Genomic DNA, 24,890 nt, shown 5'->3' on the forward strand with positions numbered 1-24,890 from the left:
ACAAGAATGCACCGGCCAACGGTCCGGTCATTATCCTTGCTGACCGTCTTTCTCAATCCTTTGGGGACAAGGATTAAGACCATCTTTTTTTCGGTTCATCATGGACAACACCGAGTGAACCCATCGTGGATCTTTCTGTCCATTTAAGCGGTGTCAAGCTTTTTGAACAACTGGCCTTATTGGATGCAAAAGTCAATTCAAGGAATTGATTTACAAAAGTTTTATAGAATCATAGAGCTAAGAAAAATTACATTAAGCATTAGTAACACGAAAGAACCAAAGGGTTAGTAAGTTGATTGATGCACCAGCTTTTCGTTACTTCAGAGATTCGACACACATATCCAACAATTACAAGTGGAGGTCATGAAGTGAAAAAGAAAAAAAGAATCCTATCTAAATTATTTGTCATACCTATGGTGGTTGCCTTATCATTTCCTTCCCTTTCCGAGAACGAAGCTTCAACAGTACATGCTTTTACATCATCCGATGCTGATACGGCGATTGAAGCCTTTAATGCTAAGTTTTGGGACAGTGAGGAGAAGTATTTTTGGACGAATTCAAATCAGGGCAACGACTATCAAGGTTTTTGGGTAGAAGCAGAGCTTTGGGAAATGGTCATGGATGCCTATCTGCATACTTCAGATGCTAGTTTGAAAGAAAAGCTTAGAAAGCAGATTGATGACATATTTGAAGGAACGGTTGCTAAGTATGGGGAAGATTGGACAAACAATCCTTTCAATGATGACATCATGTGGTGGGCGCTCGGGAGTGCAAGAGCCTATGACATAACCAAAAATGAGCGATATTTAGAAAAGGCGAAGTATTATTTTGACTTTGTCTATGACAATGAATGGGATGACGACTTTGCGAACGGCGGTATCTGGTGGAAGAATGATGAACATACCACAAAGAATGCTTGTATTAATTTCCCGGCGGCACAAGCAGCGATAGAAATTTATAAAATTACGAAGGACGAGCATTATTTAGAAGCAGCCACTCGTATCTATCGTTGGAGTAAAACGATGCTTACAGATGGTAACGGTAAAGTGTTTGACCGCATAGAAGTAGAACGTGGTACGGTCCCGGATGCTACTCATTACAATCAGGGAACTTTTATTGGTTCAGCAGTTGGACTCTATCAAATCACTGGAAACAAAGTTTATCTTGATGATGCTGTGAAGGCAGCAAAATTCACACAGGATCATTTGGTAGATGGCAATGATTTGCTGCGGTATGAAGGACCGAATGGTGACTTGAAAGGCGGCAAAACCATCCTAGTCCGTAATCTTGCCTATCTTCAAGATACGCTAAATGAGACGAGTGAAAGTAAATATGAGCAGTTTACAAGCGACTATAACTACTGGCTTGCATATAATGCAGAATTTGCCTGGAGCCATCGTAATGCTGAGAATATTGTGGATGGTAACTGGTCAGGGCAATTGCTTTCTGGTAAATATGAATCCTGGGCATCAGCTGCAGCGGTTGAAGCGCTGACGGTTTTAGACTCACAGGATGTTGAATTAAAGTATGAGGATAAAGATGCCTATACTAAAATCGAAGCAGAAAAGTACAATAGCGGTACTGGCTTTGTTATGGAAGGCAGTCCAGAAGGCACCCTTCAATTGGGAGGAATTCAACCCGGATTTTATGCCTCTTATAAAAATGTGGATTTCGGATCTGATGGAGCAGTAGGCTTTATTGCGAGAGCAGCAAGCGGAACAGGTGGAGGTAAGATCGAAATACGACTCGATTCCTTGGATGGTCCAAAGGTTGGTACCGTAGACGTAGAAGGAACAGGCGGATGGAATAATTTTACCGATGCAGTTACTGTTCTGAAGGATGAGCAGGGAATTCCAACGACGGTAACAGGAAAACACGATGTCTACCTTGTCTTTACCAAGAAAAATGATGATTATTTATTCAACTTAAACTGGATTAAATTCACCAAAAGTGATCCAACCAGAACAGATGCTTATACCAGACTTAAGGCAGGGAACTTCAATGAAAGCTCTGGTTTAAGCAAAAATGCTGATTGGGGATTTGTAGAAGGCGTTCATCACAACGCATATGCCTTATATGAAGACATTAATTTTGAAACTGGTGCAGCCGGTTTTACTGCTCATGTTGCTAGCGGAGGTCAAGGCGGTACGATTGAAGTGAAGCTGGACAGTCTGGACGGACCAACAGCAGGTGTTATTGACATCCCTGCCAATGGCGATTGGAATAAATGGTTTGACGTGATGGCCAACATCGATGACACTGTCGCAGTCGGTATTCATGATGTTTATCTCGTTTTCCATGGTGTGGACGGAAAAGACTACCCTTGTAATTTAGATTGGTTCACTTTTACGACCGTGAAGGGGAAAGCCAGTGATGCCTATGGGAAGCTAGAGGCAGAAAACTATACGAGCGGTACAGGCATCGGAACGGAAAATAGCGGAGGTCAAACCTACCTGGCTGGAATATTTGGCACTAATCATCCGAATGCCATGTACAATTATATCGACTTTGGCGATACAAGTCCTGCTCAATTTCATGTGAATGCAGCCAGCGACACAAGCGGAGGTACGATTGAAGTAAGAATTGACAGCATGAATGGCCCGGTAATCGCAACGGCTGATGTCTCAGGAACGGGCGGATGGCAGAATTTCGAAGTCATCTCAACGGATGTCACAACGCCTATAACAGGTAAGCACATTGTCTACCTATTATTTAAAGGTGACAGCTGGTTATATAACCTTGATAAATTTACTTTCGGTGATCCATCGGTATTCTCAGCACCAGATCCAAAGCCTGAACCGGTAGAGGACAGTGTTCCTCCGGGAGAGGTAGAAAATGTGCAGGTCATGAACGAAAATGATCAACTGAAGCTGTATTGGGATGGTCCATATGATATTGATGCTCAAAAGGTGAAAATTACCCTATTAAGCAAGGGGCAGCCAGTGGGAGGCGAGGTTGAGGTGAATAGAGGAATACAGAATGTGGCTCTATCAGGATTGGAAAAGAATCTGGATTATTCTATTTTGATAAGTGCTCTCGATACATCCGGAAATGAATCAAGCGGTATTACAATAGATAGTAAGAATTTGCCTTCCTATTCACTTTCCGCAGGCGAGGTTGCTTTAGCAGTGGGAGACTCATTTGAAGATTACAAGACTTTAAACTTTAAAGTTTGGGATAATGTATCAAGTATCAAATCAGCGACCATCACTTTTGATGATCAGGAATATAAGCTGGATCCACAGAAACAGCAAAGTTTAGACATCGATTTTGCCGGGAATGTAGGAGAAAAAAGTGCAACGATATTTATTGAGGATACTGCTGGAAATATTCTGCACAAGACATTCCAATTCCATGTCGTTACGAGCGTAGATTCAATGAAGCATTTAATCAACCGTTTCATTGACTCTAAAGAATTAAGCGGAGACTTGATTCCACAGCTAACGAATTCTCTTAATCAAGTACAGCATCAGCTTGATAAAGGGAACCAGGAACAGGCGATGAAAAAAATACAGGATTTTGTTAAGCGCTTAAATAATGAAGATTTGAGTAAGTATGTGACTGATCATGCAAAAGAAATTCTAAATAATGATGCTGAGTCGGTTGTCAATACCTGGAAGAATTAAAATTAAACTTGTTTTTGGGGTCAGATCCCATAGCAAAAAAAGGAAGGAGATTCTCACACTTTACGGTGCAAGAATCTCCTCCCCTTTGCTAATAAAGCGTTATCTGAAAAGCGGAAAGGTAAGAAATGATGAAAAATGCTACGTTCCGGGAAGCTTTATATTATCATAGAGCTGGGGGGAAAGGATTTAAATTTAAGGAGGAAGTGCAGCAATTCGAGAAGCAAATTCTCATTCAAACTTAAAAACTTCTTCTACCTTGAAAGAAGCCAGTAAGAAGCTAGGAGTAGATGCATCTTCGATTACGAGAAAGGTAAGGAAATATAAAATCAACGAAGAATTGAAATTGCAATGGTGCAATCTTAAAAAGGGGTTTGATTAACTAGTCCTTGATTTTTCCCGTTTTAAAAGTTTATTTACTGAACGAATTATAATACTCATAAGAATAGGAATATGAGTCGCCGTTTTCATTTTTTTGTTTTTCCTCGTGTTCAATGTATTCAACCTCAAGTGTAATGGCACTAATTAATATAAATGCGCCAATAACTTGAATCCAGCTGCCAGCTAATATTATCTGTTCTCCAATTACGTTTTTTTCGTTTATAACATAAATGTTACCAATCGCACCTAAAAAGGAACCTAAAGAAATTAAGCTATTTCCTGTAATAGCAAGGTTCCTAAAGGATGAATCCTCTTCAAGGGATGCACCTATTGCTTCAAAAGCTGCACCAAGACCCTGGACTGCACTCCCAAGGGTATCGATTTTTATTCCCTCTTCCTCAGCGCCATGGATATCTAAACTTACTCCAACTGAATTTGTAGTATTACCAGCTGCCTCAAGCCAATTACCGAAGATGGTATATAGTTGAGATAGCTGGCTCTCTGACTTTAACAGCTTAGATCTCCCAATAGCTTGCAACGTATTTCCGAGGGCTTCAACCCCATTTCCTTTAATTATTAAATCTTTCCCCAAATCGCTGTGAGTGAAAGTTTGCTGGGTCTGCCCGATTGTATCAATGAGTGACCCAACAACTAGTAACCAAGTGCCTGAAATAAGAAGGTCTTCTCCACGAATTGTCATAATTCCAAACGCTCCTAAAAAGGGGGTATCCTATAGTATTCATAACCCAGCGTAAATTTACATTTTTCTATGGGTTGAAAGGGAGCTCATCTTCTTTAATTATTTCTTTGGATTTGCTAACAAACTTGTTGTTGTGTTTCACCGTGAAGACAATCAAAGTACTTAACTTTGCCTGTTTCGAGCACATAGAGCAACGGTTTAATTCACGAACTATAGGTAAATGATCGAGAAAGAGTGTTTTAATTTGTTGGTGACAATTCCTAAATCTTTCGCTTAATGATTATTCGTTTAACAATAGAGCAGGAGATGCCATTACCTTGATACTCTTCATTAATAGCCTTTAACAGCGTTCCAATATTGCATAAAGAAAACCAGGGACTTTTAACAAAAACGAACTAGACTTATTAATCAGTCGAGCTCGCCCTTCGAGAACTCATCCTTCTTCACAACTAACCACATCTCGATATGTGTATTAAATTCCTTCAAACTCTTAAACTGAGAATATCCTTCAAAGCATTCAATTCTGCCAGATTTTAAATTCATAAAATTGCACCACTCTTTCTGCCCTCTATATTAGGAAGCTAGGGGGCAGAAGGACAAGGTGATATTCAAGAAGTTGTTACAGTCTTGTGAACTGTTAATTAGTCCAGCTAATATCTTATACGAACAAATGTAGTAACCTATGACCAATCATTGCATAAGAGGAGCTAATTTCCTTAAAATATCGAATTTATAGGTGTTCCTTTAATTGTCCTGTTTAGAGTTTTTGCAATTGGGGAGGGACTTCCTCTGTTATTGGGTCAGGGTGTAATCCCAATATCTTCGAAGGAGTTTCCCATAATAGGGTAATGCTACGCCCAGTAAGAACCCCAGTATTTCATTTCTTTTATGATGGTATGTAAGGATTGTCCTTTTTCTGTAAGTGAATATTCAACTGTTACGGGTACTGTAGCGTAAACAGTCCGAATTAGAACACCATTGGATTCTAAATGTCTTAGCGTATCGGTTAAGGCCTTTGGACTTACATTTGATATAGCCTTTTGTAATTCTCCAAATCGCTTTGTCCCTTCGAATAACTCTCTTAATACGAGGAAAGACCACTTTCCTCCAATGACACTAAGTGCTTTTTCAATCGAACATTCAATCACTAAGGGTTTCGTTTCTTTTATTTCGCTCATAGACTGCCTCTTTCTTATTTATAGAAACTATAAATTTTATAGTAATTAATATATAGGTTAGTATATCAAAAATATTTCAGTGGTTGTTGTTTAAATGGTGAAAACGTATACTTTTTTGTGTAAGGTTATTACCAAGATATAGAAAGGGAGATCAAACATATGAAATACCGTAAGCTTGGTAAAACAGATGTAAATGTGTCTGTTGTCGGAATCGGGACTTGGCAATATGGCGGCGAATGGGGAAAAGATTTCACACAAAAAGAAGTGGATGAAATCCTAGACAAAGCCAAGGAAATGGGAATTAATTTGATTGATACAGCCGAATGTTACGGTGACCATCTTTCTGAAAGATTGATCGGCAGCTACTTAAAAAATCAAAACAGGAAGGATTGGATTGTCGCAACTAAATTCGGCCATCATTTCCATGAATCCTTTACCCGTACAAATCATTGGTCACCAGGGGAAGTCGTTAAACAATTGGACGATTCTTTAAGAGCTCTCCAAACAGACTATATAGACATCTATCAATTTCATTCTGGCAGTGATGACGTATTTAAAAATGATGAATTATGGACTGCGTTGGACAAGCAGATAAAGGCAGGGAAAATCCGCCATCTAGGAATATCAATTGGTTCAAATGAAAATATCTATCAAACGGACTTAGCAACAGAAGTAAATGCCAGTGTGATTCAGGTTGTGTATAACCGGTTAGACCGTAAACCAGAAGAACTGGTTTTTCCTTCCTGTGAGCGGCAAAATCTTGGTGTCCTGGCACGAGTTCCATTAGCAAGCGGTTATTTAAGCGGCAAATATAAGCCAGGTGCAGTATTTGACCAAAACGATGTTCGGAATAACCATGTACAAAGTGAAGTGTTAAAGCAGCTTAAACTAGTGGAAGAAATTCAACAAAATGAAGTCCCAGAAGGAGTTAACATGGCTCAATGGGCACTTGCTTGGTGTCTAAAGCATCCAGCAGTTACGAGTGTAATCCCAGGATGTAAAAATGTAGAACAAGTTGAATTAAATGCAAGGGCTGCAGACTTAGACTTGGTATCAGTTAATCATCCACAGGCTGTGGAGGTTTAAATAGGGGGTATTATTATGCCAAAAGTAGTTGTAACAGGTGGCAGCGGCCTTTTAGGTCACGATGTGATAAAAGAATTTTTAAATCATGGGTACGAAGTGGTTAATGCTGATATAAAGCATCCAAAAGATGCTCTTTGTAAAACGGTGATTACAGACTTAACAAATCTTGGCGAAGTTTATGGCGTCTTAGCAGGAGTTGATGCTGTTGTACATCTGGCAGCTATACCCGTTGCATACTCCCATCCAAACGAAGTAACATTCCAGAATAATGTGATGAGTACTTATAATATTTTAGAAGCAGCAGGGAATTTAGGGATTAAAAAGGCGGTGATCTCCTCGAGTGAATCGTCCTATGGCATTGTTTTTTCAAAACAGAATTTAACACCAAAATATGTACCCATCGATGAAGATCATCCACAACTGCCTGAAGATAGCTATGGGTTATCGAAGATCGTGAATGAGAAAACCGCTGATATGATCCATCAAAGAACGGGTATGCAGGTTGTATCGATGAGGTTAGGCAATGTAATCTCGCCTGAGATGTATGAAAATTTCCCTAGTTTTATACATAAGCCTGAATTAAGAAAAAGTATTCTTTGGAGCTACATTGACACAAGAGATGCAGCAACTGCTTATCGTTTAGCAGTAGAAACAGAGGGACTAGGTTCAGTCCCTCTATGTATTGCTGCGGATGATTCGAGTATGGATATTGAGAGCATGCAGCTTATGGAAACATGTTTTCCGGAAGTGAAGGATTTCAGAAGTGATTTGTCAGGATTTCAATCATTGTTAAGTAATGAAAAAGCTAAGAAGCTATTAAATTGGAAGCCTGTCCATCAATGGCGAAATTATGTAGAACTAAAATTATTTTTATAAAAGGATAAAGGAGTGAGAGTATAATGACAAAAGATTTGCTTAGTACTACTACGTTAAACAATGGTGTGAAAATGCCATGGCTGGGATTTGGTGTTTTCAAGGTACAAGAAGGAGAGAAGTAGTAAATTCAGTAAAGACCGCCATCGAGGTCGGGTATAGGAGCATTGATACCGCTGCTATTTATCAAAACGAAGAGGGAGTAGGGAAAGCGATAGCTGAATCCAACGTACCTCGTGAAGAGTTATTTGTTACAACGAAGGTCTGGAACGGTGATCAAGGCTATGAATCTACCTTGGCTGCTTTTGAAACAAGTTTGAACAAATTAGGTTTAGACTATTTAGACCTTTATTTAATTCACTGGCCAGTACCTTCTAAAGGCTTATATGTTGAGACATGGAAGGCACTTGAGAAGCTTTATAAGGATGGACGCGTCCGTGCTATTGGAGTAAGTAATTTCAATGTGAACCATCTCGAAAACCTTCTAGCAAACTGTGAAATAAAACCGATGGTCAACCAAGTGGAATATCATCCTGTCTTTAATCAACAGGAATTACATGACTTTTGTAAGAAAAATGAAATTCAGCTTGAAGCATGGTCCCCGCTTATGCAAGGCAGTCTGCTAAACGACCCGGTCTTAGTTGAGATTGCTAATAAATACAATAAGTCTACTGCCCAAGTAATCCTGCGTTGGGATATCCTGACAGGTGTGGTGACGATTCCAAAATCAATTAAACCACATCGTATTGCTGAAAATGCGGATATCTTTGACTTTGAACTTACACAAGAAGATTTACAGCAAATAAGTACACTTAATCAGAATAAGCGTCAGTTTGGTGACCCTGAAGTGGTTGGCAGAGATTAAGGAACTCCAGCGGGTCGGTTCTCGTGGTAAAAAAGGTCCACGAGAACCAACCTAATGGTATTTGCCCTTGGTGTTATAGTATCAGTTTAATAGCTTCTTCAGTTAATCCGGCTTCTAGTAAACGATTGGTTTCCTCAACTGACATTCCTCCTTCTTCACCGCTAACCGCATCTCGATGACTATTAAACTCCTTCACATTCTTAAACTGAGAATATGATTTCCTACATATATTTGAACGTGAATGATAGCTTAAGGCAATCACCCTTAACTATTCCTCCCAGAATAACGAGCAGGATAGTTAAAAAACTGAAACTTACAAATTTCATAAACGTATATAGATAAAGGAAAACGATAGGAGGGAGGTTAGTAAGTGAAGCAAAAGTTAAACTGGTTGTTCCAATCTTTAATTATTGTCAGTGGAGGTTCATACACGTTGGCATTTTTCGATATTGGAAGAGAATTTTTTGATAGATTTAATAGTTGGGTTTTAACATCCCTATGGATTGGTGTAATAGGTATTTTAATTATAAAATGGTATGGAAAGAAACAAGCCAAAAGATAGCTCTTTATTTCAGTAACCGGGGCAAGAGTTAAAGATGAAGACTGCTTTGCAATTTGTTGAGGGGAGAAGGTTAATGATTCTGTTTTGTGAGTCGGAAAAACTAGATGACTATTTAAGCGAATTAACCGAAGTTAATTATTCTAATCCAATTATAAAAAAGAAGGCAGTTGAGCTTTTTAATCCATCTCAAACGGAAATTGAAAAAGCAAAAATAGCTTATGAATTTGTTCGTGATGAAATTTCTCATTCTTGGGATATTCAATCGAAGCGAGTTACTTGTAATGCTTCGGAAGTATTGGATTTTAAAGAAGGAATTTGCTATGCAAAATCACACCTGTTAGCATCTTTATTGCGTTCACAGGGAATACCAACAGGTTTTTGTTATCAAAGATTGATGTTATTTGATTCTCCAGAAAAAGGGTATTGTATTCACGCTTTAAATGCCATATTCCTTAAATCATTTAATAAATGGATTAGGGTTGATGCTCGTGGAAATAAAGAGGGAATTGATGCCCAATTTTCAATTGAAGAAGAAAAATTAGCTTTTCCCATTAATGAAGAACTTGATGAAAAGGATTATCCAGTTATCTTTGCTAAGCCTCATCCCAAAATTGTGGCTGTTTTAGAAGAAAATACAAATACATTAGAAATGTATAAACATCACTTGCCAGAGTATTTGTAGTTTTTTCACTAACGGGTAAAACACCGCCTGATAACACCGCATACTTGCTATCTGCAATAGAAGCTAATGTTACGCAGGAAGAACCGGAAGTTCAATGGGCTATGAATTTCACCGCAGGCTGGATAGGCGTTTATGATGAAAAGAATCGTGCACGTAGTATGAAACTTGGTGAGAAAACGGGTCTTTACAAAGATGAAAAAGTAGCAAAAGGATGTACTCCCAGCTATTTGCCGGAGTTCATTAGAATTGAAGTTAACAAACGACATAATAATTAGTTACCTCTGAAAAATTCATTTGGTTTTGATGCAAAAAATAAAGGAATACCCTCAAGTCCCTACCGTGTGAGGATTTGAGGGTATTTTACTACATACAATTCTTCTCTGTGATGATATGGAGTCAGGAAAACGATGAATCCTCTCCGAATTAATTCGTGAACGGAGAAAGCTATATTTTTCTATTTGTATTCCTGATATCTCTTTGTTTCATTTACATTGCAGGTTTAATGACCAGTTCACTTACATCGACATGAACAGGCTGTTCAAGTGCATAGACGATCGCACGGGCAATAGCCGTAGCTGGCAGAGCGTTACGTCGGTATTTCTTCATGAATTCTCTAGCTTGGTTGTCGCTAATGCTTTCAGCTAGTTCTGATTCCGTTACTCCTGGCGATACAAGGGTCACACGGATCCCTTGGCCTACAGTCTCTTGCCGCAATCCGTCCGTTATTGCACGTACGGCATATTTGGTCGCGCAGTAGACAGCTGCCGTCGGGGTCACTTCGTAGGCGCCGATGGATGCGATGTTGATGAAATGTCCAAAACCTTGTTTTTTCATGACCGGAAGACCTGCGGCAATGCCATGGAGGACACCGCGTATGTTGACATCAATCATCCGGTTCCATTCCTCAATTTTTAATGCTTCCAGCGAAGAGAGCGGCATCACCCCTGCATTGTTAATAATGGCGTCAACTCTTCCAAAGCGACTTTGGGCTGCACCTATAATTGCCTGCATCTGTTCTAGTTCTGTCACGTCGAGCTGTTGAATGACTACAGAACCGCCATCCCCTTGAATGTCAGATGCCAATGACTCTAGTCTTTCCACACGTCTTGCCCCGATCACAACATGAGCGCCCATGCTTGCGAGCAGGCGGGCTGTTGTTTCACCAATTCCGCTGCTTGCCCCTGTAATCACAACCACTTTTCCATTAAGTACAGACATTATTCCTTGCTCCCTTCTTCCAGATATAGCACCATACCTGCATGGTAAAGAACCCCGTTGATAAAATCACCATTGGCAGTAAAGCCTGTATCATCGACATATTCGATATGATTGTCTTTGACGATATAGCTGCCTTGATATGCGCTTTCGCGGTTGCCGCGGGCTTCATCGTATCGGCCGTTTGGAAGCAGCTCGTGCTGAATATAGCCGTCCGCGGTCACCCACATCCCTACATAGGGATGAGAATTTTTTATAAGTTCTTTTTTCATTTTATAATCTCCTCTCATATTTAAAAGATGGATGGCACTCAAATCTTGGCAGGATTGAAAGGCAAATAAAGTGATCCAAAGAACGTAACAGAAACTTTATCAAATCCATACCATCTAATTGAAGTGTATGACCATAAACTCATTATGAACTTTTGCCCCAAAGAGGGGATAGTCGGAAAATATACAATTGTTGCCTAATACTCCAATAAATTATAGTATAGTGAGCAAGAGATCCATAAATGTAACTCAGAAAAGCGGAGGAATGGTTCATGGAGCGGATTAAGGAATTAGCGGAGTTAATCGAGAGAAATGTAGCGGTGGATGGAACGTATGACACGTCTATATCAGGATTGCGATTTGTTCGTACTACCCAGATTTCTGAACCCGTTTACTCTGTGTATGAACCTTCCCTATGTGTTGTGGCCCAGGGATCAAAATTGGTCATGCTTGGGGAAGAAAGCTATCAGTATGATTCTGCCAGTTATCTGACTGCTTCCGTTCATCTGCCGATTACGGGCCAGGTCATAAAGGCTTCGCCCGAAAACCCTTATTTATGCGTACATTTGCAGCTTGATATGAACCAGATTTTCGAAGTCGTTCAGTCATCGAGTCAAGTAAATTCTAATGACTCCCCTGGACGTGGCCTGGTAATCAGCACAATAAATGACTCGCTCCTTGAAGCGGTATTACGGCTTATTAGGCTACTGGAGACTCCACAGGATATACCAATCCTTGCCGATGGTATCAAACGTGAAATCATTTACCGGATTCTACAGAATGACCGGAATGATTCCTTAAAGCATTTTGCACTTGTAGGGAGTCAGGCCCAACGGATTGCAAAGGTGATCGGGGTGTTAAACCGTGAATTTGCACAGCCCTTAAAGGTAAACGAATTGGCGAAAGATGCCAGAATGAGCTCTTCATCCTTCTACAATCATTTCAAGGATGTCACGGGTATGAGCCCAATCCAGTTTCAGAAACAGCTTCGGTTGCAGGAAGCACGCCGATTGCTTTTAACGGAAAACCTAGAAGCGGCTGAGGCAGCGTTTCAGGTAGGTTATGAAAGTCCATCTCATTTCAGCCGGGAATACAGCCGTAAATTTGGCCTGTCCCCAATGAAAGACATACGACGACTGAGGGAAATGTTGTAATAAGTCGCTTCATCATTAAAGGGTAGGATATTGAAGGATATTCCCTTTTACTGGGAGAATGTTATAAAGATAATGTACAAGAGTTAAGGGAAATGGGGAATTTTTTGTTGTTGATTATTATTGCGGCTTTATTTTTCATAGGGATTACTTCTATTTCCTATCAGCAAGAAGTTGTATCCTTACTTGTATTTATGAGTTTAGGAGTATTGTTATTCTTTTCTAAGAAAGAAAAACGATTCATTATATCACTACTGCTATCGTTTTTAATCGGTTATGTGATATTTATGGTTTCAAATGAATTCGTTGGAAGTATGAACATTTCAAAAGAGTTGAAAAGTATTCTTAATCGTCTATCTCTTATTTTTATTATTACAGGAATCATCTTTAACCATCTCATCTTTAATAAAAAGATTTCTTGGTACAATGGAAAACCTGATTGGAATAATCCTATCGTCTTACCGTTTCATAAGATTAATACATTTTGGTTTTGGATGATTGGAATAGTTGTTAATGTAGTAATATATGCGTTTTTTATTGTTCAAAAGGATATAGAGCATATTCAAACGCTAATCGTTTTTTGTTTATTTTTTTCACTGATCAATGCAGTTTTTGAAGAAGTTATTTGGAGAGGGATATTGCTCTCTGCTTTAAAGAAACACGCATCTACAGGATATGCTGTTATCGTTACAAGTGTTGGTTTTGGACTTCTCCATCTCTCAATAGGATTTTCTATTTCACTAAGTTTGTTAATTTCATTGGCAGGGTTAATTTATGCAATAATTACACTTAAGACAAACAGTATCTATCCGAGTATCATATTTCATATCGTAATTAATATTGGAATGGTCTATAGCGGTTTTATAATCTAACAAATTGGTAATGACAAAAAGGTACGGAATCCCTTCACTAAGGAAAGTATTAAACTCTTTAAAACTATGAATATTCTTTAACCCTACAATTCTTCCACTCGTAAACGTTGAACAATCAATGTTTGCGAGTGGTTTTTTTTATTGGATCCATTCTACTCCGTATATCTTCTTTAAATAGTGTAAATTTCTAAACCTTATGTCACATAACATTCACTATTATATATAAAACATCATGTCCGTTTTAGTCTTAAAACCATATATGAGTTATGTAAGGTCAATTAAAATACCATGGGGGGAGATTCATGAGGAAACGAACTGGTGGAATCGCTGTAATCGCAGCGACTGCTTCTATAGCATTCTATTCAGCTCCAACGCTAATTGAAGAAACATTACCAGAAAATACTGTTCAGGTTACCGAAAATCAAGCAAGCGATGTACCTGCTACTCTAGTCAATATTATTGATGGAGACACCATTAAAGTAATGGTGTCCGGAAAAATAGAAACTGTGCGCTATTTATTGATTGATACACCAGAATCAAAGAGTCCCAAAACCTGTGTCCAACCTTATGCGAAGGAGGCATTCTTACGGAATAGCGAGCTAGTAAAGAGCGGGAGGTTAACATTAGAGTTTGAAAAGGATAACACCAGAGATACCTACGGCCGACTGTTAGCCTATGTGTATGTGGATGGAGTATCGATTCAAGAAACGCTGCTGAAAGAAGGGTACGCACGAGTGTCTTATATCATGAATCCTCCTTATAAATACTTTGAAACATATAGAGAGGTGGAGAATTCAGCAAAAAGGGAGAAAATCAATATCTGGAGCAGTTGGGGTTTTGTGAAGAAATGGGGATTCAATGGGTGTTTGTAATAAAAAAAATATAAGTGCCAGGCGCCATTCAAATATTGGGTGTGCCTGGCACTTTTATTAAACTGGCGACGTACACTCAAACATAAATAGTGTTTTTATTTGTACATTTCATTATCTAAAATAATCACATTCTCTTTAAAGGTTGTGTTCGCGACATGTTTCGTATTCTCCACCAAACGGTAAATATTATCACAACATTGTTTGGCACCGACCACTAATAAAGGGACGCCAATGACGTCAATCTTAAGCCCTCTTGAAAGCAATCCCCCAAGTGACATGGCCATTGGGACAGTTGGAGAGGTATTGGAAAAAATAATTTTTTCGTTTACATCAAATTTTTCATGAAAGACCAACGCTAACTCTTTCATTGCTGGCACCGCATATTTGTTTCGTTTCCGACCAATGGAATAAACGGAGTTACCTTCGTGATCAATCCCGTGAAAAAGAAGTTTTCCAAAATCCCTTTTCGTTAACTGATTAAAATAAGGAACATTAAGGATTTCTTCCTTTGTCAGCTTTCTTTCTGATTGAGGCAGTTGTTTCAAATGATAGGCTGCTGCCAAAGCAGTGGAATGGGTACCAGCAAAATCATTATAGATATATAGCATCTTAAATCATCCTCTAAAAATTCTCTTATCTATAATATGGTTATTCTTAGTATTTACATACAACACTTAACTTTAATGGTGTAAATGGTAATACATTCTCAGGACATGGTTCTCCATTTGAGCAAAAGCTTGGCATTAATCCGAAGATAGGAAGTATCATCTTGGTAGAAGCAAACAGCGTAACCTTTCAAGCTTGGGTTTGGGATAAGCTTATATTTACTATAATATCGTCATAGGTAAGGAAGCCGAACTTTTTTTTTATAGAAATATTTTTTGGTTAGGCGTTGATAATGGACAAGAAAATATAGGAATTGAGGATGATTATAGTGAGTAAAGTGATAAAAATTAAAGCTCTTAAATACCCTGATATTCTCCACTATGAGTGGGAAGGCGAACTACTTCGACTCACGCCAGACTATGTACTTGTCTTATGTAAACCAGGCCGCAAATTAATTCATCATACCAAAAATAAGGTTTTTACTGTCAATAACACGTCATTAGAATTTTTTTCTTTAAAACAATGGTTCACTGCAGCGATGGAAATTGAAGAGGGAAAGGTTGTTTCTGCATATTGCAATGTAGCAAAACCTTCCCTCTTTCAAAACGGTGAAATAAGTTTTCTTGATTTAGACTTAGATTACATTAAGGAAAAAAATAAAGAATGGAAAGTAGTAGACGAGGATGAATTTGAGTTAAATAGTATTAAATATAAGTACCCAGTAGAATTAAAGAATGGGGCTGTTAAAGCACTAGAAAAGTTAAAAGAAGAAGTAAAAAAAGGGAATTTTCCTTTTAACAATCAAGTTTTGACCCATATCGAAAACCACTATTTACGTGACTAAACTGAGCGTGATTTTCTAATTTGGATTCGTGTACAGGAGAATATTAAGTAAAAGAGGGAGATGCTAGAATGGCAATAAAAGCGTAATGACTAATGAAACTGAATATTACAAAATATTCTGTTTTTTTATAAATACAATTTTAATCTATCTCTGTAATCTTAAGATAGTCAAATATCTTAAGGAGGAAAAGAGATGAAAAGAATGTTAGGAATCTTCATGACCATTGTTCTCTTAGCAGGCATGTTAAGCCAACCCATCAATAGCCATGCAGCAGATCCAACAATGGATGGCCATGGCTTGATGGGTGAATTTTTTAAGGTGGAACGCAATCCTGATGATCGGGAAGATATCACCGTATTCAATTTCGAGGACTTTCGCGGAGAAAGAGCGATTGCGAATTTGAATGGTGATTCGTTTACCAGTATTTTCAATGAATTTTCTGGTACACCGGATTATAATACAGCACGCTTTACGGGGACAATTGTTCCGAAATATTCCGAAGAGTATACCTTCCATATGGTAGGGGATGACGGTTTTAGGCTTTGGATTAATGACGAGCTGATCATTGATTTTTGGCAGCAAAAATGGGAATTACCACAACAAAGTAAACCGATACCATTGGAAGCTGGAAAACATTACGATATCAAAGTGGAATATCTGCAAGGCTGGGGCGGGGCTTGGCTTAAAATGGAATGGGAAAGTGCAAGCCAACAAAGAGAAATTGTTCCAGAGTCCGCGCTATATTTTCCAATCAAACGCGTAATTGAAACGAAAAAAGCTGATTTAGCTGCAGAAATACAAAAGGCAGACTACTTAACGACGAACTTTTCTGACAAAGTAAACGGAAAAACGCTAAAAACATTAAAGGCAGCAAAATCAACTGCAGAAGAATTGCTACGGAGTATTGATGATAATGGAATGGAGGACCGAGGCAAGGCAGAATTAATAATAAAAGAAGCGGAAACCGTTTCGATTGCACGTTCAGAATTTATGAAAGAGATGGGAGTCACAAGCTCCTCTGTTTTTGATAAATTTAACAACCCATTATACCAGGGACAGGATCCGTTTGTAACATATAAAGACGGCTATTATTATTTTGTCTCATCGAGCAACTTAGACTCCAACAATAAAGTTTATGTATCAAAATCCCGGACCCTGACCGATCAAGGGGAAAAGGTAATGGTTTTTGATTCAAAAGGAACACAGACTCGTATTTTTGCACCGGAAATTTTTTTCTTTGATGGCAAATGGTATATCTATTACTGTGCTGATTTAAAAGAGTATGGCTACAAACATATGGCAACGGTATTGGAATCCGTTACAGATGATCCACAAGGTGAGTATATTGATAAAGGTGCCCTCTATACGGGTGAAAATGGCGAATATAAACAAGCAAATGATATTACCGTATTTGAACAGGACGGACAATTATATGCCGTATGGGGAACATTAGGTTCCGGCGAACCAGAAGGTCCGGCCATCGCTCCAATGGATAATCCTTACACCATTACGGCCGATCGTTCATTTTTACCAGGCGGCGGCGGAGAAGGTCCTCGTGTCCTGCAAAGAGATGGAAAGACCTTTATTACTGTATCTGAAGGAGACTACCAATCGGATGCTTACCGCTTATCGTATTTTATGAACACAGACGGGGATATTTTAAATCCAGACTCATGGAGTCGCACAGAGGATGTTTTTGAAGCTACAAGCGATGTATCCGGCCCTGCAAGAGCTGGTTTTGTGAAATCGGCTGATGGTACTGAGGACTGGATGATTTATCATTCGCGTGTTTACAAAGATGTTGAGCGTAATTGGTGGCGTCAGGTAAATATTAAAAAATTCACCTGGAATGAAGACGGAACTCCTAATTTTGGTGAACCAGTTTCTCCTTATGAGTGGCAGGAACTGCCTTCTGGTGATTTGGGGCAGGGAGATATGTATCAAGCAGAAGATGCCATTCTCTATGGTGAAATCACAAAGGATACTACTTTTGCAAACTACCAAGGAACAGGTTATATCAACCTGCCAAAAACAGCAGGTGCCGAAGCAAGTTTCACCGTAAATGCTGAAGTAGCGGGAGATTATATTGTGGGAGTAAGGTATGCCTATGGTGAAAAAGTGAATGGCGAATATAATCATAATCCTTCTACTCAATTGCCAGCAAGAGCAAAAGTGGATGTCTATGTAAATGGCATTCATGCGAAAACAATTGCACCTGATAAAACAGCCATCAGTTGGGAAGAATGGTTCACAGCTTCCGAGCGATTATCATTAAAAGTGGGAAAAAATGTGATTAGTTATCGAATTGACAATGGTTCCATTGGGAATGTGAATTTAGACTATATCACGATGTATAAAGCAGATGTTCCAAACCCGGTTACGCCAAAATTAGAATTGGAAACACTCTATCAAAGGGTAAATGAGTATGAAAAGAATGGCAGTATCAGACATCCATTAGCGAGCCAACTATCCAACCTCTTAAACCAAGCTAAGCACCACTTCGATAAAGGTCATAAAGAACAAACCATCAAAAAATTGAATGATAGTTTAAGAGCAATAAATAATAAAGCCATGGAAAAATATATTGAAGAAGATGTGAAAGAAAACCTAAATACAGATCTAACCGGTTTACTTGATTCAATAAAATAGACTCATAAGCTAGTTTTAAGGATGTTCTAAAGTAACTTTGGAACATCCTTTTTCTATAATTCTGTGTTAAAGGAAACTATTGATTTAAGAACCTGTTGATTGGAGCGGAAGGCGCTTGACTCCTGCGGGATGTACGAGCTGAGTGAGACCCCGCAGGTCGGTACGACCGAGGAGGCTTACGGGCGAGCCCGCGGAAAGCATAGCGCCTGGAGCGCAAATCAACAGCCTAGTTTAACACAGCACGCTATAAAAGTTTTTTTCCCCAAAACTGAAAATTGCAAATATTACTGTTTTATTATAAATACAATTGTTTCTTTTCTTTGTATTCTAAAGGAGACAAAATCAATTGGGGGGAAAGCGAAAAATGCAAAAAACAAAAAGACTTCTCACGTACTTATTTTCAACACTAATGTTAATTCTCTTACTAGCAGCATGTAATAGCGATTCAACTAGTACAGGCAATAACAACGAAGACGGCGACAAAAAAGCAGAAGAAAAAATTGTAGTGGGCTTCTCGCAAATAGGCGCTGAGAGTGGCTGGAGAACAGCAGAAACAGAATCAATCAAAGAAACATTAGGAAACGATTCAAGATTTGAATTAAAATTCTCAGATGCTCAGCAAAAGCAAGAAAATCAAATTAAAGCACTTAGAAGTTTCATTGCTCAAAAGGTAGATATCATTGCGTTAGCTCCCGTTGTTGAATCAGGATGGGAAACAGTGCTCCAAGAAGCAAAGGATGCAAAAATCCCGGTTATCTTATTAGACCGCGGCATCGATGTAAAAGATGAATCATTATATACAAGCTTTATCGGTTCAGATTTTATCCTTGAAGGTGAAAACGCTGCCAAAGAATTAATTAAACTGATGGGTGAAGATACAAAGGTTAACATTGTAGAATTACAGGGAACCGTAGGAGCTAGTGCAGCAAATGACCGAATGGAAGGTTTTGCGAATGTCATTAAGGAAAACTCAAACTATAACATTATAAAATCTCAAAGTGGTGACTTTACCCGAGCAAAAGGGAAAGAAGTAATGGAAGCATTTTTGAAATCGGATGGGGACAACATCGATGCAGTGTATGCTCATAATGATGACATGGCATTAGGTGCCATTCAAGCCATTGAAGAATACGGATTAAAACCAGGGGAAGATATCAAAGTGGTTTCAGTCGATGGAATCAAAGCAATTTTTGAAGCGGTTGCAGCAGGGAAAGCAAATATTATTGTTGAATGTAATCCACTACTTGGACCACAGCTTGCACAAGCAGCCTTAGACTTACAAGCTGGAAAGGAAATCGAAAGATGGATTAAAACAGAAGAAACCGTTTTTGTTGGTAAAGAAGCGGCAGAAACTGCATTACCATCACGCAAATATTAATAGATAGGGAGAAATCGAAATTGTGGGACAACAATTTCGATTTTCTTATTTATCGAATTGTTAAAAATGTTTGAATTTTATTTCAATTTTGTTAATAATAAAGAAAAGCCGGAAAGAGAGGGTGGACCATATTGTTTCAAAAATGATAGCGCGCTTAAGAAACGTAAGTATCCGATTTAAACTATTATTTTATTTTATCGTCATCATTATCCTATGTATTTCAACTTTAAGCATTTTAGGCGGAAATATTTATAAGAAATCTATGGAAGAAGAAGCGAACGCCTATACGGATCAAATGCTTGAGCAAGTGTGGAATACCATCGAGAGTACAATACAAGAAAATGATAATATTATGTACTATTTAGCGAATGAAGAATCTGTAAAAGAGTTTATGGAACAGCAAACCACCACGGATGAAATGACGAACAGTGTGACAGAACAAATACAAGTCTATCAACAACGCCATCCTGAAATTGCGGGGACGGTAATCGTCAATCAATATGATCAATTTATCAGCAATGAAATGATTCGTGTTTCCAGAGATCCTCTCACAGAAGAGACTTGGTATAAAAAAGCGTTGGAATCTCCAGAAAAAATCCAATTAATCAGCAATCCAATTGGGAGAAATCTGAAAAATCAACACAGTTATCAAGTAAATAATGTCTTATCCTTAGCAAAAGCAATCGTGAACCCTTTAACAAACGAAGTTGCCGGAGTTATTTTAATCGATTTAAAGTTAGATTTCATTAAAAATGTAATTGAATCCATCAAGATTGGGAAAAGTGGATTCATTTTTATCATGGACAAAGATGGAAACGTTGTCTACTCCCCTGTTAACCCAACGGTGTATCATATTCATCCTTCATGGATTGCAGAAAAAAAGTCACCACCAATAGAAAAAGAGATTGATAGCCATAAGTTCCAGATCATTTATAATACGATTCCGGATATAGATTGGAAATTTGTTGGTGTGTTTTCTTTAGATGAAACGACTGAGGTGGTATCAAAGGTTCAGGGTTACACATTAATCATTGCTATTGTGACATTATTGATAGGTTCTATGATGTCTTTGTTTTTTGCAAGTACCATCACGAATCCAGTGAAGAAATTAATGGATTTAATGGGAAAGGTGGAGGAAGGTAGATTTGACCTAAGATTTCATGCAAAATACGAGGACGAAATAGGGCAATTGGGTAACAGTTACAATAAGATGATACAAAAAGTAGAAAAGCTTATTGAATTAGTTTACCAGGAACAAAAAAGCAAAAGAGAAGCAGAGCTTAAGATTTTACAAGCCCAAATTAAACCCCATTTCTTGTATAATACGTTAGATACAATCCAGTGGATGGCACAGGAATATAAAGCTTATAAAATTGTAGAACTTGTTAACGCACTAACAACATTATTTCGCATCGGCTTAAATAAAGGAAACGAATTTATCTCTGTTGAAGAAGAAATCGAGCATGTCAAAAGTTATCTAATCATTCAAATGACACGTTATGAATCGAAGATTGAATATGAAATCGAGATTGATGAAGCTGTGAAAAAATTTCAAGTACTGAAGCTGACCTTGCAGCCACTTGTGGAAAATGCCATTTATCATGGGATCAGAAACAAGCGAGGAAAAGGGAAAATTACCATTTCAATTAGGCAGAAGAATGCCGCACTTGAATTAAGTGTTCATGATACGGGGATTGGCATCGAAAAAGAACATCTGCAGGAATTAAATCACTCCTTAAAGACGATGAGCGATGAACGTAAAAAAGGCTATGGCCTATTTAATGTAAATGAGCGAATTAAATTGACACATGGTTCACAATTTGGCATCACTGTTGAAAGCGAATATCAAGTAGGAACCACAATAATCGCATTACTTCCTATTAAGTTTCTATAGAGCTATGAAATTGGTTGATGAGCAAGGGGGGATAGTATTGTGGAAATTAATGATTGCAGAAGATGAGACGACCATAAGAAAAGGGCTTAGGTTTGCTGCAAATTGGGAGGATTATTCTATTACCATTGTTGGGGAAGCGGAAGATGGAGAAATCGCCTTAGAAATGGCGATGGAACGACAACCCGATATCCTATTTGTCGATATCAATATGCCATTTTTAAATGGGTTAGAATTGATGAAAGCATTAAGGGAGCATCTTCCAGAAGCTATTTTTATTGTTATTAGCGGGTATGATGAATTTAGTTATGCACAGCAAGCCCTTAAAATGGATGCATTCGACTATTTATTAAAACCAGTCAATAAAGAGGAATTGATAAAGACTGTGAAGAAAGCAGTGAAGATTCTTGAAAAGAATAATAGAAGAAGACAAGTAGATTTACAGTTAGAAGATAATAAAGCATTACTTAAAGAGAAATTCTTGCAAGAATGGGTAACAGGCATGGTCGCAGATGATGAAGTCAGAAAACAATTTCAGTTATTAAGTATACAATTAGAAGGACCAGTCGGTATCAGCATGTTCAAAGTCGTCAAAGAGATTGAAGAAAGTATCACACAAGAGCAATGGAATGATGGGCTAATTTCTTTTTCAATGAAAAATATTATAAAAGAACATTTGAAAGCGCATCCATTTTCCGAAGTGTTTGAGGATCCATTGGGACATATGATCGCCCTCCTGCCAAATGCCGAAGGGGAAGTATTGATGCGTTTGAACAGAGAAATAAAAGAATACACAGAAAACTTTTTAGGAAAAGTGATAATCAATCTTGAGAAACTGATGTTGACACAATTAGAGCTACCTGACCATTACAAGATGTTAAAAGAAGAGATTGCATCTTACCACAGTCTTTCTCCGATGGTGATATTGGCAAAAGACTATATCGATCATCACTTTTTTGAACCTAGCATCTCTTTAAATGAGGTAGCTGAAATGGTTCAAGTCAGTCCGACCTATTTAAGTAAAAGGATTAAAACAGAGCTAGGTGCTTCTTTTATTACCTATCTGACAAAAGTCCGTATAAAAAAGGCCCTTATGTTAATGAAAGATCCTCATTTAAAGATTTATGAAATAGCTGACATGGTTGGTTATAGTACTCAACACTATTTTTCTAACGCCTTTAAAAAAGTAACAGGCATTTCTCCAACGGTATATAGGGGCGGTGCAAAAAGCTATGAATAAAAAAGTGATTTTTGGAACTATGCTGTTTGGGACGAGTATGTGCCTCTTTCTTCTTTATATGTTTGGACAGACAGAAATGAATGGAAGTGCGTCTGATCAACAAGAAGTGGATTATGTAATTGGGGTGTCTCAGCCTAATTTACACGAACCATGGCAGGTTCTTATGAATGAGGAATTAAAAAACGAAGTGGCTAAGCATGAGAATATTCGGGTCATTTATACCGATGCAGCTCAAAGTACAGAACAGCAAATCAGAGATATTCAAACGTTAAAAGAATACGGCATTGATTTATTAATTGTTTCCATTGATAATTCTTCCGATTTAACGCCGATTATTTCAGACATGTATAAAGAAATCCCCGTTATTGTTCTTGGAAGAGGAGTGACAGGCTACAATTATACACTCTACATTGGCTCTGATTATTATTTTATAGGAGAGACTGCAGCTAAAGCGGCAATGAATCTATTAGGAAATAAAGGGGGCTCTATTGTTGAAATACAGGGAATTACGAATGCGCTGCAAGCAGAGGAGAGAAGCAAAGGCTTTCAAGAGACATTACATAAAAATCCAGCGTATAAAATAAGTGATGTCCTTGTGGCGAACTGGCAAAGAGATGATGCAGAGGATCAATTAAAGCTACTCCTGCAGCATCGTGATAACCCGCCTGATTTGATTTATGCCCATAATGATGCGATGGCATTGGGTGCTTATCGAGCCATTCAATCTTTGGGATTAAAGGATATTATCATCATTGGCAGTGACGGCGTGAATAAACACAATGGCGGTTTGCAACTAGTGCAAGAGAAGAAAATAAATACAACCTTCATTACTCCTACGGGCGGTAAGGAAGCCATCCAGTATGCAATTGAAATTCTTGGAAAAAAAGAAGTCATTCCAAAAAAAATCATTTTAAGAAATCATGAGATTGATGAAACGAATATAAAGAATTACCTGACAGAAAAAGAGATGACAGCCAGTTCCCATGAAGGTGTTAGGGATCATTCTTTAACTCTTGGATTTGCCCAGGTGGGAAACGAAAGCGAATTTCGGGCCGCAAATACTCAGTCCATTGTAGAGGCAGCAAAAGAAGCAGGTGTTGAACTTCTTTTAAAAAACGCAGATAACGACCAAGAAAAACAAATCGAAATCATCCGGGACTTTATAAAACAGAAGGTAGATGTGATTGCATTTTCTCCGAAAGTGGAGCATGGTTGGGAAGAAGTTTTGAGGGAAGCAAAAGAAGCTGGAATCCCCGTCATTCTTTCCGACAGGGAAATTAATGTTAAGGATTCATCTCTTTGGACATCCTTTATTGGTTCAGATTTTGTCGAGGAAGGAAGAAGAGCGGCTAGGTGGCTTGTAAATGAAGAGGCGAGCGAAAGTGTTCATATTATTGAACTTGAAGGAACGAGGAATTCTGCACCTGCCGAGGGAAGAAAACAAGGGTTTGAAGAGATTTTGGCTGAAAATCCAAACTTTAAAATCCTTAAATCGTACCAAGGTGATTTTACCCATGCTTTAGGAAAGAAAATGATGAAAAATGCACTTGAACAATATGGCAAGGATATCGATGTCGTATACGCTCATAACGACGATATGGCAATCGGGGCAATTGAAGCGATTGAAGAATTTGGTTTGAAGCCAGGCAGCGAAATTAGAATTATCAGCATTGACGCAACCAAAAAGGCATTTCGTGCCTTAAGTACCGGGAAATTAAATTTTTCTGTCGAATGCAACCCACTGTTAGGACCACAGATTATGAAATCTGCAAAAGACTTAGTGCTAGGGAAAGAAATTCCGATGAAAATTATTACGGCAGAACGAACATTTACGCAAGAGGAAGCGGGGAAGGAAATTAAAAAACGGAATTATTAATAGGTGATGGGAAGAGTCAAGTATGAATCAATACTTGACTCTTTTTCGTGGTGTTAACTGAAAATTATAAAAAATAA

21 protein-coding genes and 2 pseudogenes are annotated in these 24,890 nt (G+C 38.3%); 16 read left to right on the forward strand and 7 right to left on the reverse strand.

The annotated features are described in order from the left end of the window. Positions 1-368: 368 nt before the first annotated feature. Positions 369-3,626 carry a carbohydrate-binding protein gene (locus tag H0184_RS25660; protein ID WP_313771831.1) on the forward strand — a complete coding sequence of 1,086 codons (3,258 nt, stop codon included), beginning with the start codon at positions 369-371 and terminating at the stop codon, positions 3,624-3,626. A 409-nt stretch (positions 3,627-4,035) separates the two neighbouring features. Here the strand turns inward: H0184_RS25660 and H0184_RS25665 are convergent, their stop codons facing one another. The 3 genes from H0184_RS25665 to H0184_RS25670 form a co-directional block, all read right to left on the reverse strand. Continuing rightward, complete coding sequence (locus H0184_RS25665) at positions 4,036-4,704, reverse strand: DUF6944 family repetitive protein (RefSeq protein ID WP_221830241.1); 669 nt, start codon at positions 4,702-4,704, stop codon at positions 4,036-4,038. 408 nt (positions 4,705-5,112) lie between these two features. Continuing rightward, positions 5,113-5,247, reverse strand: coding sequence for a hypothetical protein (locus H0184_RS27900; RefSeq protein WP_260631803.1), 135 nt, complete (start codon positions 5,245-5,247; stop codon positions 5,113-5,115). A gap of 308 nt (positions 5,248-5,555) precedes the next feature. Then, entirely contained in the window at positions 5,556-5,882 is a 327-nt protein-coding gene (locus H0184_RS25670; protein ID WP_221830243.1) for a winged helix-turn-helix transcriptional regulator, read from the reverse strand. A 159-nt stretch (positions 5,883-6,041) separates the two neighbouring features. Here H0184_RS25670 and H0184_RS25675 point away from each other — a divergent pair, with 159 nt between their 5' ends. The 3 genes and pseudogenes from H0184_RS25675 to H0184_RS25685 all read left to right on the forward strand — a co-directional run bounded on the left by H0184_RS25675 (position 6,042) and on the right by H0184_RS25685 (position 8,706). Further along, entirely contained in the window at positions 6,042-6,968 is a 927-nt protein-coding gene (locus H0184_RS25675; protein WP_221830245.1) for an aldo/keto reductase, read from the forward strand. Positions 6,969-6,983: 15 nt separating this feature from the next. Then, positions 6,984-7,844, forward strand: a complete 861-nt coding sequence (locus tag H0184_RS25680; protein ID WP_221830247.1) for an NAD-dependent epimerase/dehydratase family protein — start codon at positions 6,984-6,986, stop codon at positions 7,842-7,844. Between the two features lie 23 nt (positions 7,845-7,867). Next, positions 7,868-8,706 (forward strand): annotated as a pseudogene (locus H0184_RS25685) (aldo/keto reductase). Positions 8,707-8,779: 73 nt separating this feature from the next. Here the strand turns inward: H0184_RS25685 and H0184_RS25690 are convergent. Continuing rightward, entirely contained in the window at positions 8,780-8,968 is a 189-nt protein-coding gene (locus tag H0184_RS25690) for a hypothetical protein (protein ID WP_221830249.1), read from the reverse strand. Positions 8,969-9,076: 108 nt separating this feature from the next. Between H0184_RS25690 and H0184_RS25695 the strand changes: the two genes are divergently transcribed. From H0184_RS25695 to H0184_RS25705, 3 genes and pseudogenes are all read left to right on the forward strand, one after another. Further along, positions 9,077-9,268 (forward strand): hypothetical protein, encoded by a 192-nt coding sequence (locus H0184_RS25695; RefSeq protein WP_221830251.1) that lies wholly within the window; start codon positions 9,077-9,079, stop codon positions 9,266-9,268. A 73-nt stretch (positions 9,269-9,341) separates the two neighbouring features. Then, a complete protein-coding gene (locus H0184_RS25700; RefSeq protein WP_221830254.1) occupies positions 9,342-9,950 on the forward strand; it encodes a transglutaminase-like domain-containing protein in 609 nt (202 codons plus the stop codon). Between the two features lie 11 nt (positions 9,951-9,961). Then, positions 9,962-10,225, forward strand: a pseudogene (locus H0184_RS25705) (DNA alkylation repair protein); the annotation flags it as partial. A gap of 211 nt (positions 10,226-10,436) precedes the next feature. Here H0184_RS25705 and H0184_RS25710 read toward each other — a convergent pair. Then, positions 10,437-11,168, reverse strand: coding sequence for an SDR family oxidoreductase (locus H0184_RS25710; RefSeq protein ID WP_221830257.1), 732 nt, complete (start codon positions 11,166-11,168; stop codon positions 10,437-10,439). Then, positions 11,168-11,437, reverse strand: coding sequence for an Atu4866 domain-containing protein (locus H0184_RS25715; protein ID WP_221830266.1), 270 nt, complete (start codon positions 11,435-11,437; stop codon positions 11,168-11,170). Before H0184_RS25715 ends, H0184_RS25710 begins: the two co-directional genes overlap by 1 nt. A 269-nt stretch (positions 11,438-11,706) precedes the next feature. Here H0184_RS25715 and H0184_RS25720 point away from each other — a divergent pair, with 269 nt between their 5' ends. The 3 genes from H0184_RS25720 to H0184_RS25730 all read left to right on the forward strand — a co-directional run bounded on the left by H0184_RS25720 (position 11,707) and on the right by H0184_RS25730 (position 14,329). After that, the gene (locus H0184_RS25720; RefSeq protein ID WP_221830268.1) at positions 11,707-12,588 is read left to right on the forward strand and encodes an AraC family transcriptional regulator; all 882 of its coding nucleotides are present in this window, start codon (positions 11,707-11,709) and stop codon (positions 12,586-12,588) included. A 92-nt stretch (positions 12,589-12,680) separates the two neighbouring features. Continuing rightward, the gene (locus H0184_RS25725) at positions 12,681-13,457 is read left to right on the forward strand and encodes a CPBP family intramembrane glutamic endopeptidase (protein WP_221830277.1); all 777 of its coding nucleotides are present in this window, start codon (positions 12,681-12,683) and stop codon (positions 13,455-13,457) included. 302 nt (positions 13,458-13,759) lie between these two features. Further along, positions 13,760-14,329: a thermonuclease family protein gene (locus tag H0184_RS25730; protein ID WP_221830279.1), complete on the forward strand. Its 570-nt coding sequence runs from the start codon at positions 13,760-13,762 to the stop codon at positions 14,327-14,329. Positions 14,330-14,424: 95 nt separating this feature from the next. On the opposite strand, the gene H0184_RS25735 is transcribed toward H0184_RS25730, so the two are convergent. Next, entirely contained in the window at positions 14,425-14,937 is a 513-nt protein-coding gene (locus tag H0184_RS25735) for a DUF3189 family protein (RefSeq protein ID WP_221830281.1), read from the reverse strand. A 326-nt stretch (positions 14,938-15,263) separates the two neighbouring features. On the opposite strand from H0184_RS25735, the gene H0184_RS25740 reads away from it, so the two are divergent. The 6 genes from H0184_RS25740 to H0184_RS25765 all read left to right on the forward strand — a co-directional run bounded on the left by H0184_RS25740 (position 15,264) and on the right by H0184_RS25765 (position 24,813). Beyond that, complete coding sequence (locus H0184_RS25740; RefSeq protein ID WP_313771832.1) at positions 15,264-15,779, forward strand: DUF402 domain-containing protein; 516 nt, start codon at positions 15,264-15,266, stop codon at positions 15,777-15,779. 192 nt (positions 15,780-15,971) lie between these two features. Next, a complete protein-coding gene (locus tag H0184_RS25745) occupies positions 15,972-18,428 on the forward strand; it encodes a family 43 glycosylhydrolase (RefSeq protein ID WP_221830282.1) in 2,457 nt (818 codons plus the stop codon). Between the two features lie 364 nt (positions 18,429-18,792). Next, the gene (locus H0184_RS25750) at positions 18,793-19,806 is read left to right on the forward strand and encodes an ABC transporter substrate-binding protein (RefSeq protein ID WP_221830290.1); all 1,014 of its coding nucleotides are present in this window, start codon (positions 18,793-18,795) and stop codon (positions 19,804-19,806) included. A 121-nt stretch (positions 19,807-19,927) separates the two neighbouring features. Beyond that, positions 19,928-21,700 (forward strand): sensor histidine kinase, encoded by a 1,773-nt coding sequence (locus H0184_RS25755; protein ID WP_221830292.1) that lies wholly within the window; start codon positions 19,928-19,930, stop codon positions 21,698-21,700. 37 nt (positions 21,701-21,737) lie between these two features. Then, a complete protein-coding gene (locus H0184_RS25760) occupies positions 21,738-22,937 on the forward strand; it encodes a response regulator (RefSeq protein WP_221830302.1) in 1,200 nt (399 codons plus the stop codon). After that, on the forward strand, positions 22,930-24,813 hold the full coding sequence (locus tag H0184_RS25765; protein ID WP_221830321.1) for a substrate-binding domain-containing protein: 1,884 nt from the start codon (positions 22,930-22,932) through the stop codon (positions 24,811-24,813). Before H0184_RS25760 ends, H0184_RS25765 begins: the two co-directional genes overlap by 8 nt. The last annotated feature ends 77 nt before the right edge of the window (positions 24,814-24,890 follow it).

This window comes from Neobacillus niacini, from assembly GCF_019749295.1.
GTDB classification, from domain to species: Bacteria; Bacillota; Bacilli; order Bacillales; family Cytobacillaceae; genus Neobacillus; species Neobacillus niacini_D.

Coding starts and splice junctions, on each gene's coding strand:
- H0184_RS25665 (WP_221830241.1), bottom strand. CDS start 4,704: ATGACAATTCGTGGAGAAGACCTTCTTATTTCAGGCACTTGGTTACTA.
- H0184_RS27900 (WP_260631803.1), bottom strand. CDS start 5,247: ATGAATTTAAAATCTGGCAGAATTGAATGCTTTGAAGGATATTCTCAG.
- H0184_RS25670 (WP_221830243.1), bottom strand. CDS start 5,882: ATGAGCGAAATAAAAGAAACGAAACCCTTAGTGATTGAATGTTCGATT.
- H0184_RS25675 (WP_221830245.1), top strand. CDS start 6,042: ATGAAATACCGTAAGCTTGGTAAAACAGATGTAAATGTGTCTGTTGTC.
- H0184_RS25680 (WP_221830247.1), top strand. CDS start 6,984: ATGCCAAAAGTAGTTGTAACAGGTGGCAGCGGCCTTTTAGGTCACGAT.
- H0184_RS25700 (WP_221830254.1), top strand. CDS start 9,342: ATGATTCTGTTTTGTGAGTCGGAAAAACTAGATGACTATTTAAGCGAA.
- H0184_RS25710 (WP_221830257.1), bottom strand. CDS start 11,168: ATGTCTGTACTTAATGGAAAAGTGGTTGTGATTACAGGGGCAAGCAGC.
- H0184_RS25715 (WP_221830266.1), bottom strand. CDS start 11,437: ATGAAAAAAGAACTTATAAAAAATTCTCATCCCTATGTAGGGATGTGG.
- H0184_RS25720 (WP_221830268.1), top strand. CDS start 11,707: ATGGAGCGGATTAAGGAATTAGCGGAGTTAATCGAGAGAAATGTAGCG.
- H0184_RS25725 (WP_221830277.1), top strand. CDS start 12,681: ATGGGGAATTTTTTGTTGTTGATTATTATTGCGGCTTTATTTTTCATA.
- H0184_RS25730 (WP_221830279.1), top strand. CDS start 13,760: ATGAGGAAACGAACTGGTGGAATCGCTGTAATCGCAGCGACTGCTTCT.
- H0184_RS25735 (WP_221830281.1), bottom strand. CDS start 14,937: ATGCTATATATCTATAATGATTTTGCTGGTACCCATTCCACTGCTTTG.
- H0184_RS25745 (WP_221830282.1), top strand. CDS start 15,972: ATGAAAAGAATGTTAGGAATCTTCATGACCATTGTTCTCTTAGCAGGC.
- H0184_RS25750 (WP_221830290.1), top strand. CDS start 18,793: ATGCAAAAAACAAAAAGACTTCTCACGTACTTATTTTCAACACTAATG.
- H0184_RS25765 (WP_221830321.1), top strand. CDS start 22,930: ATGAATAAAAAAGTGATTTTTGGAACTATGCTGTTTGGGACGAGTATG.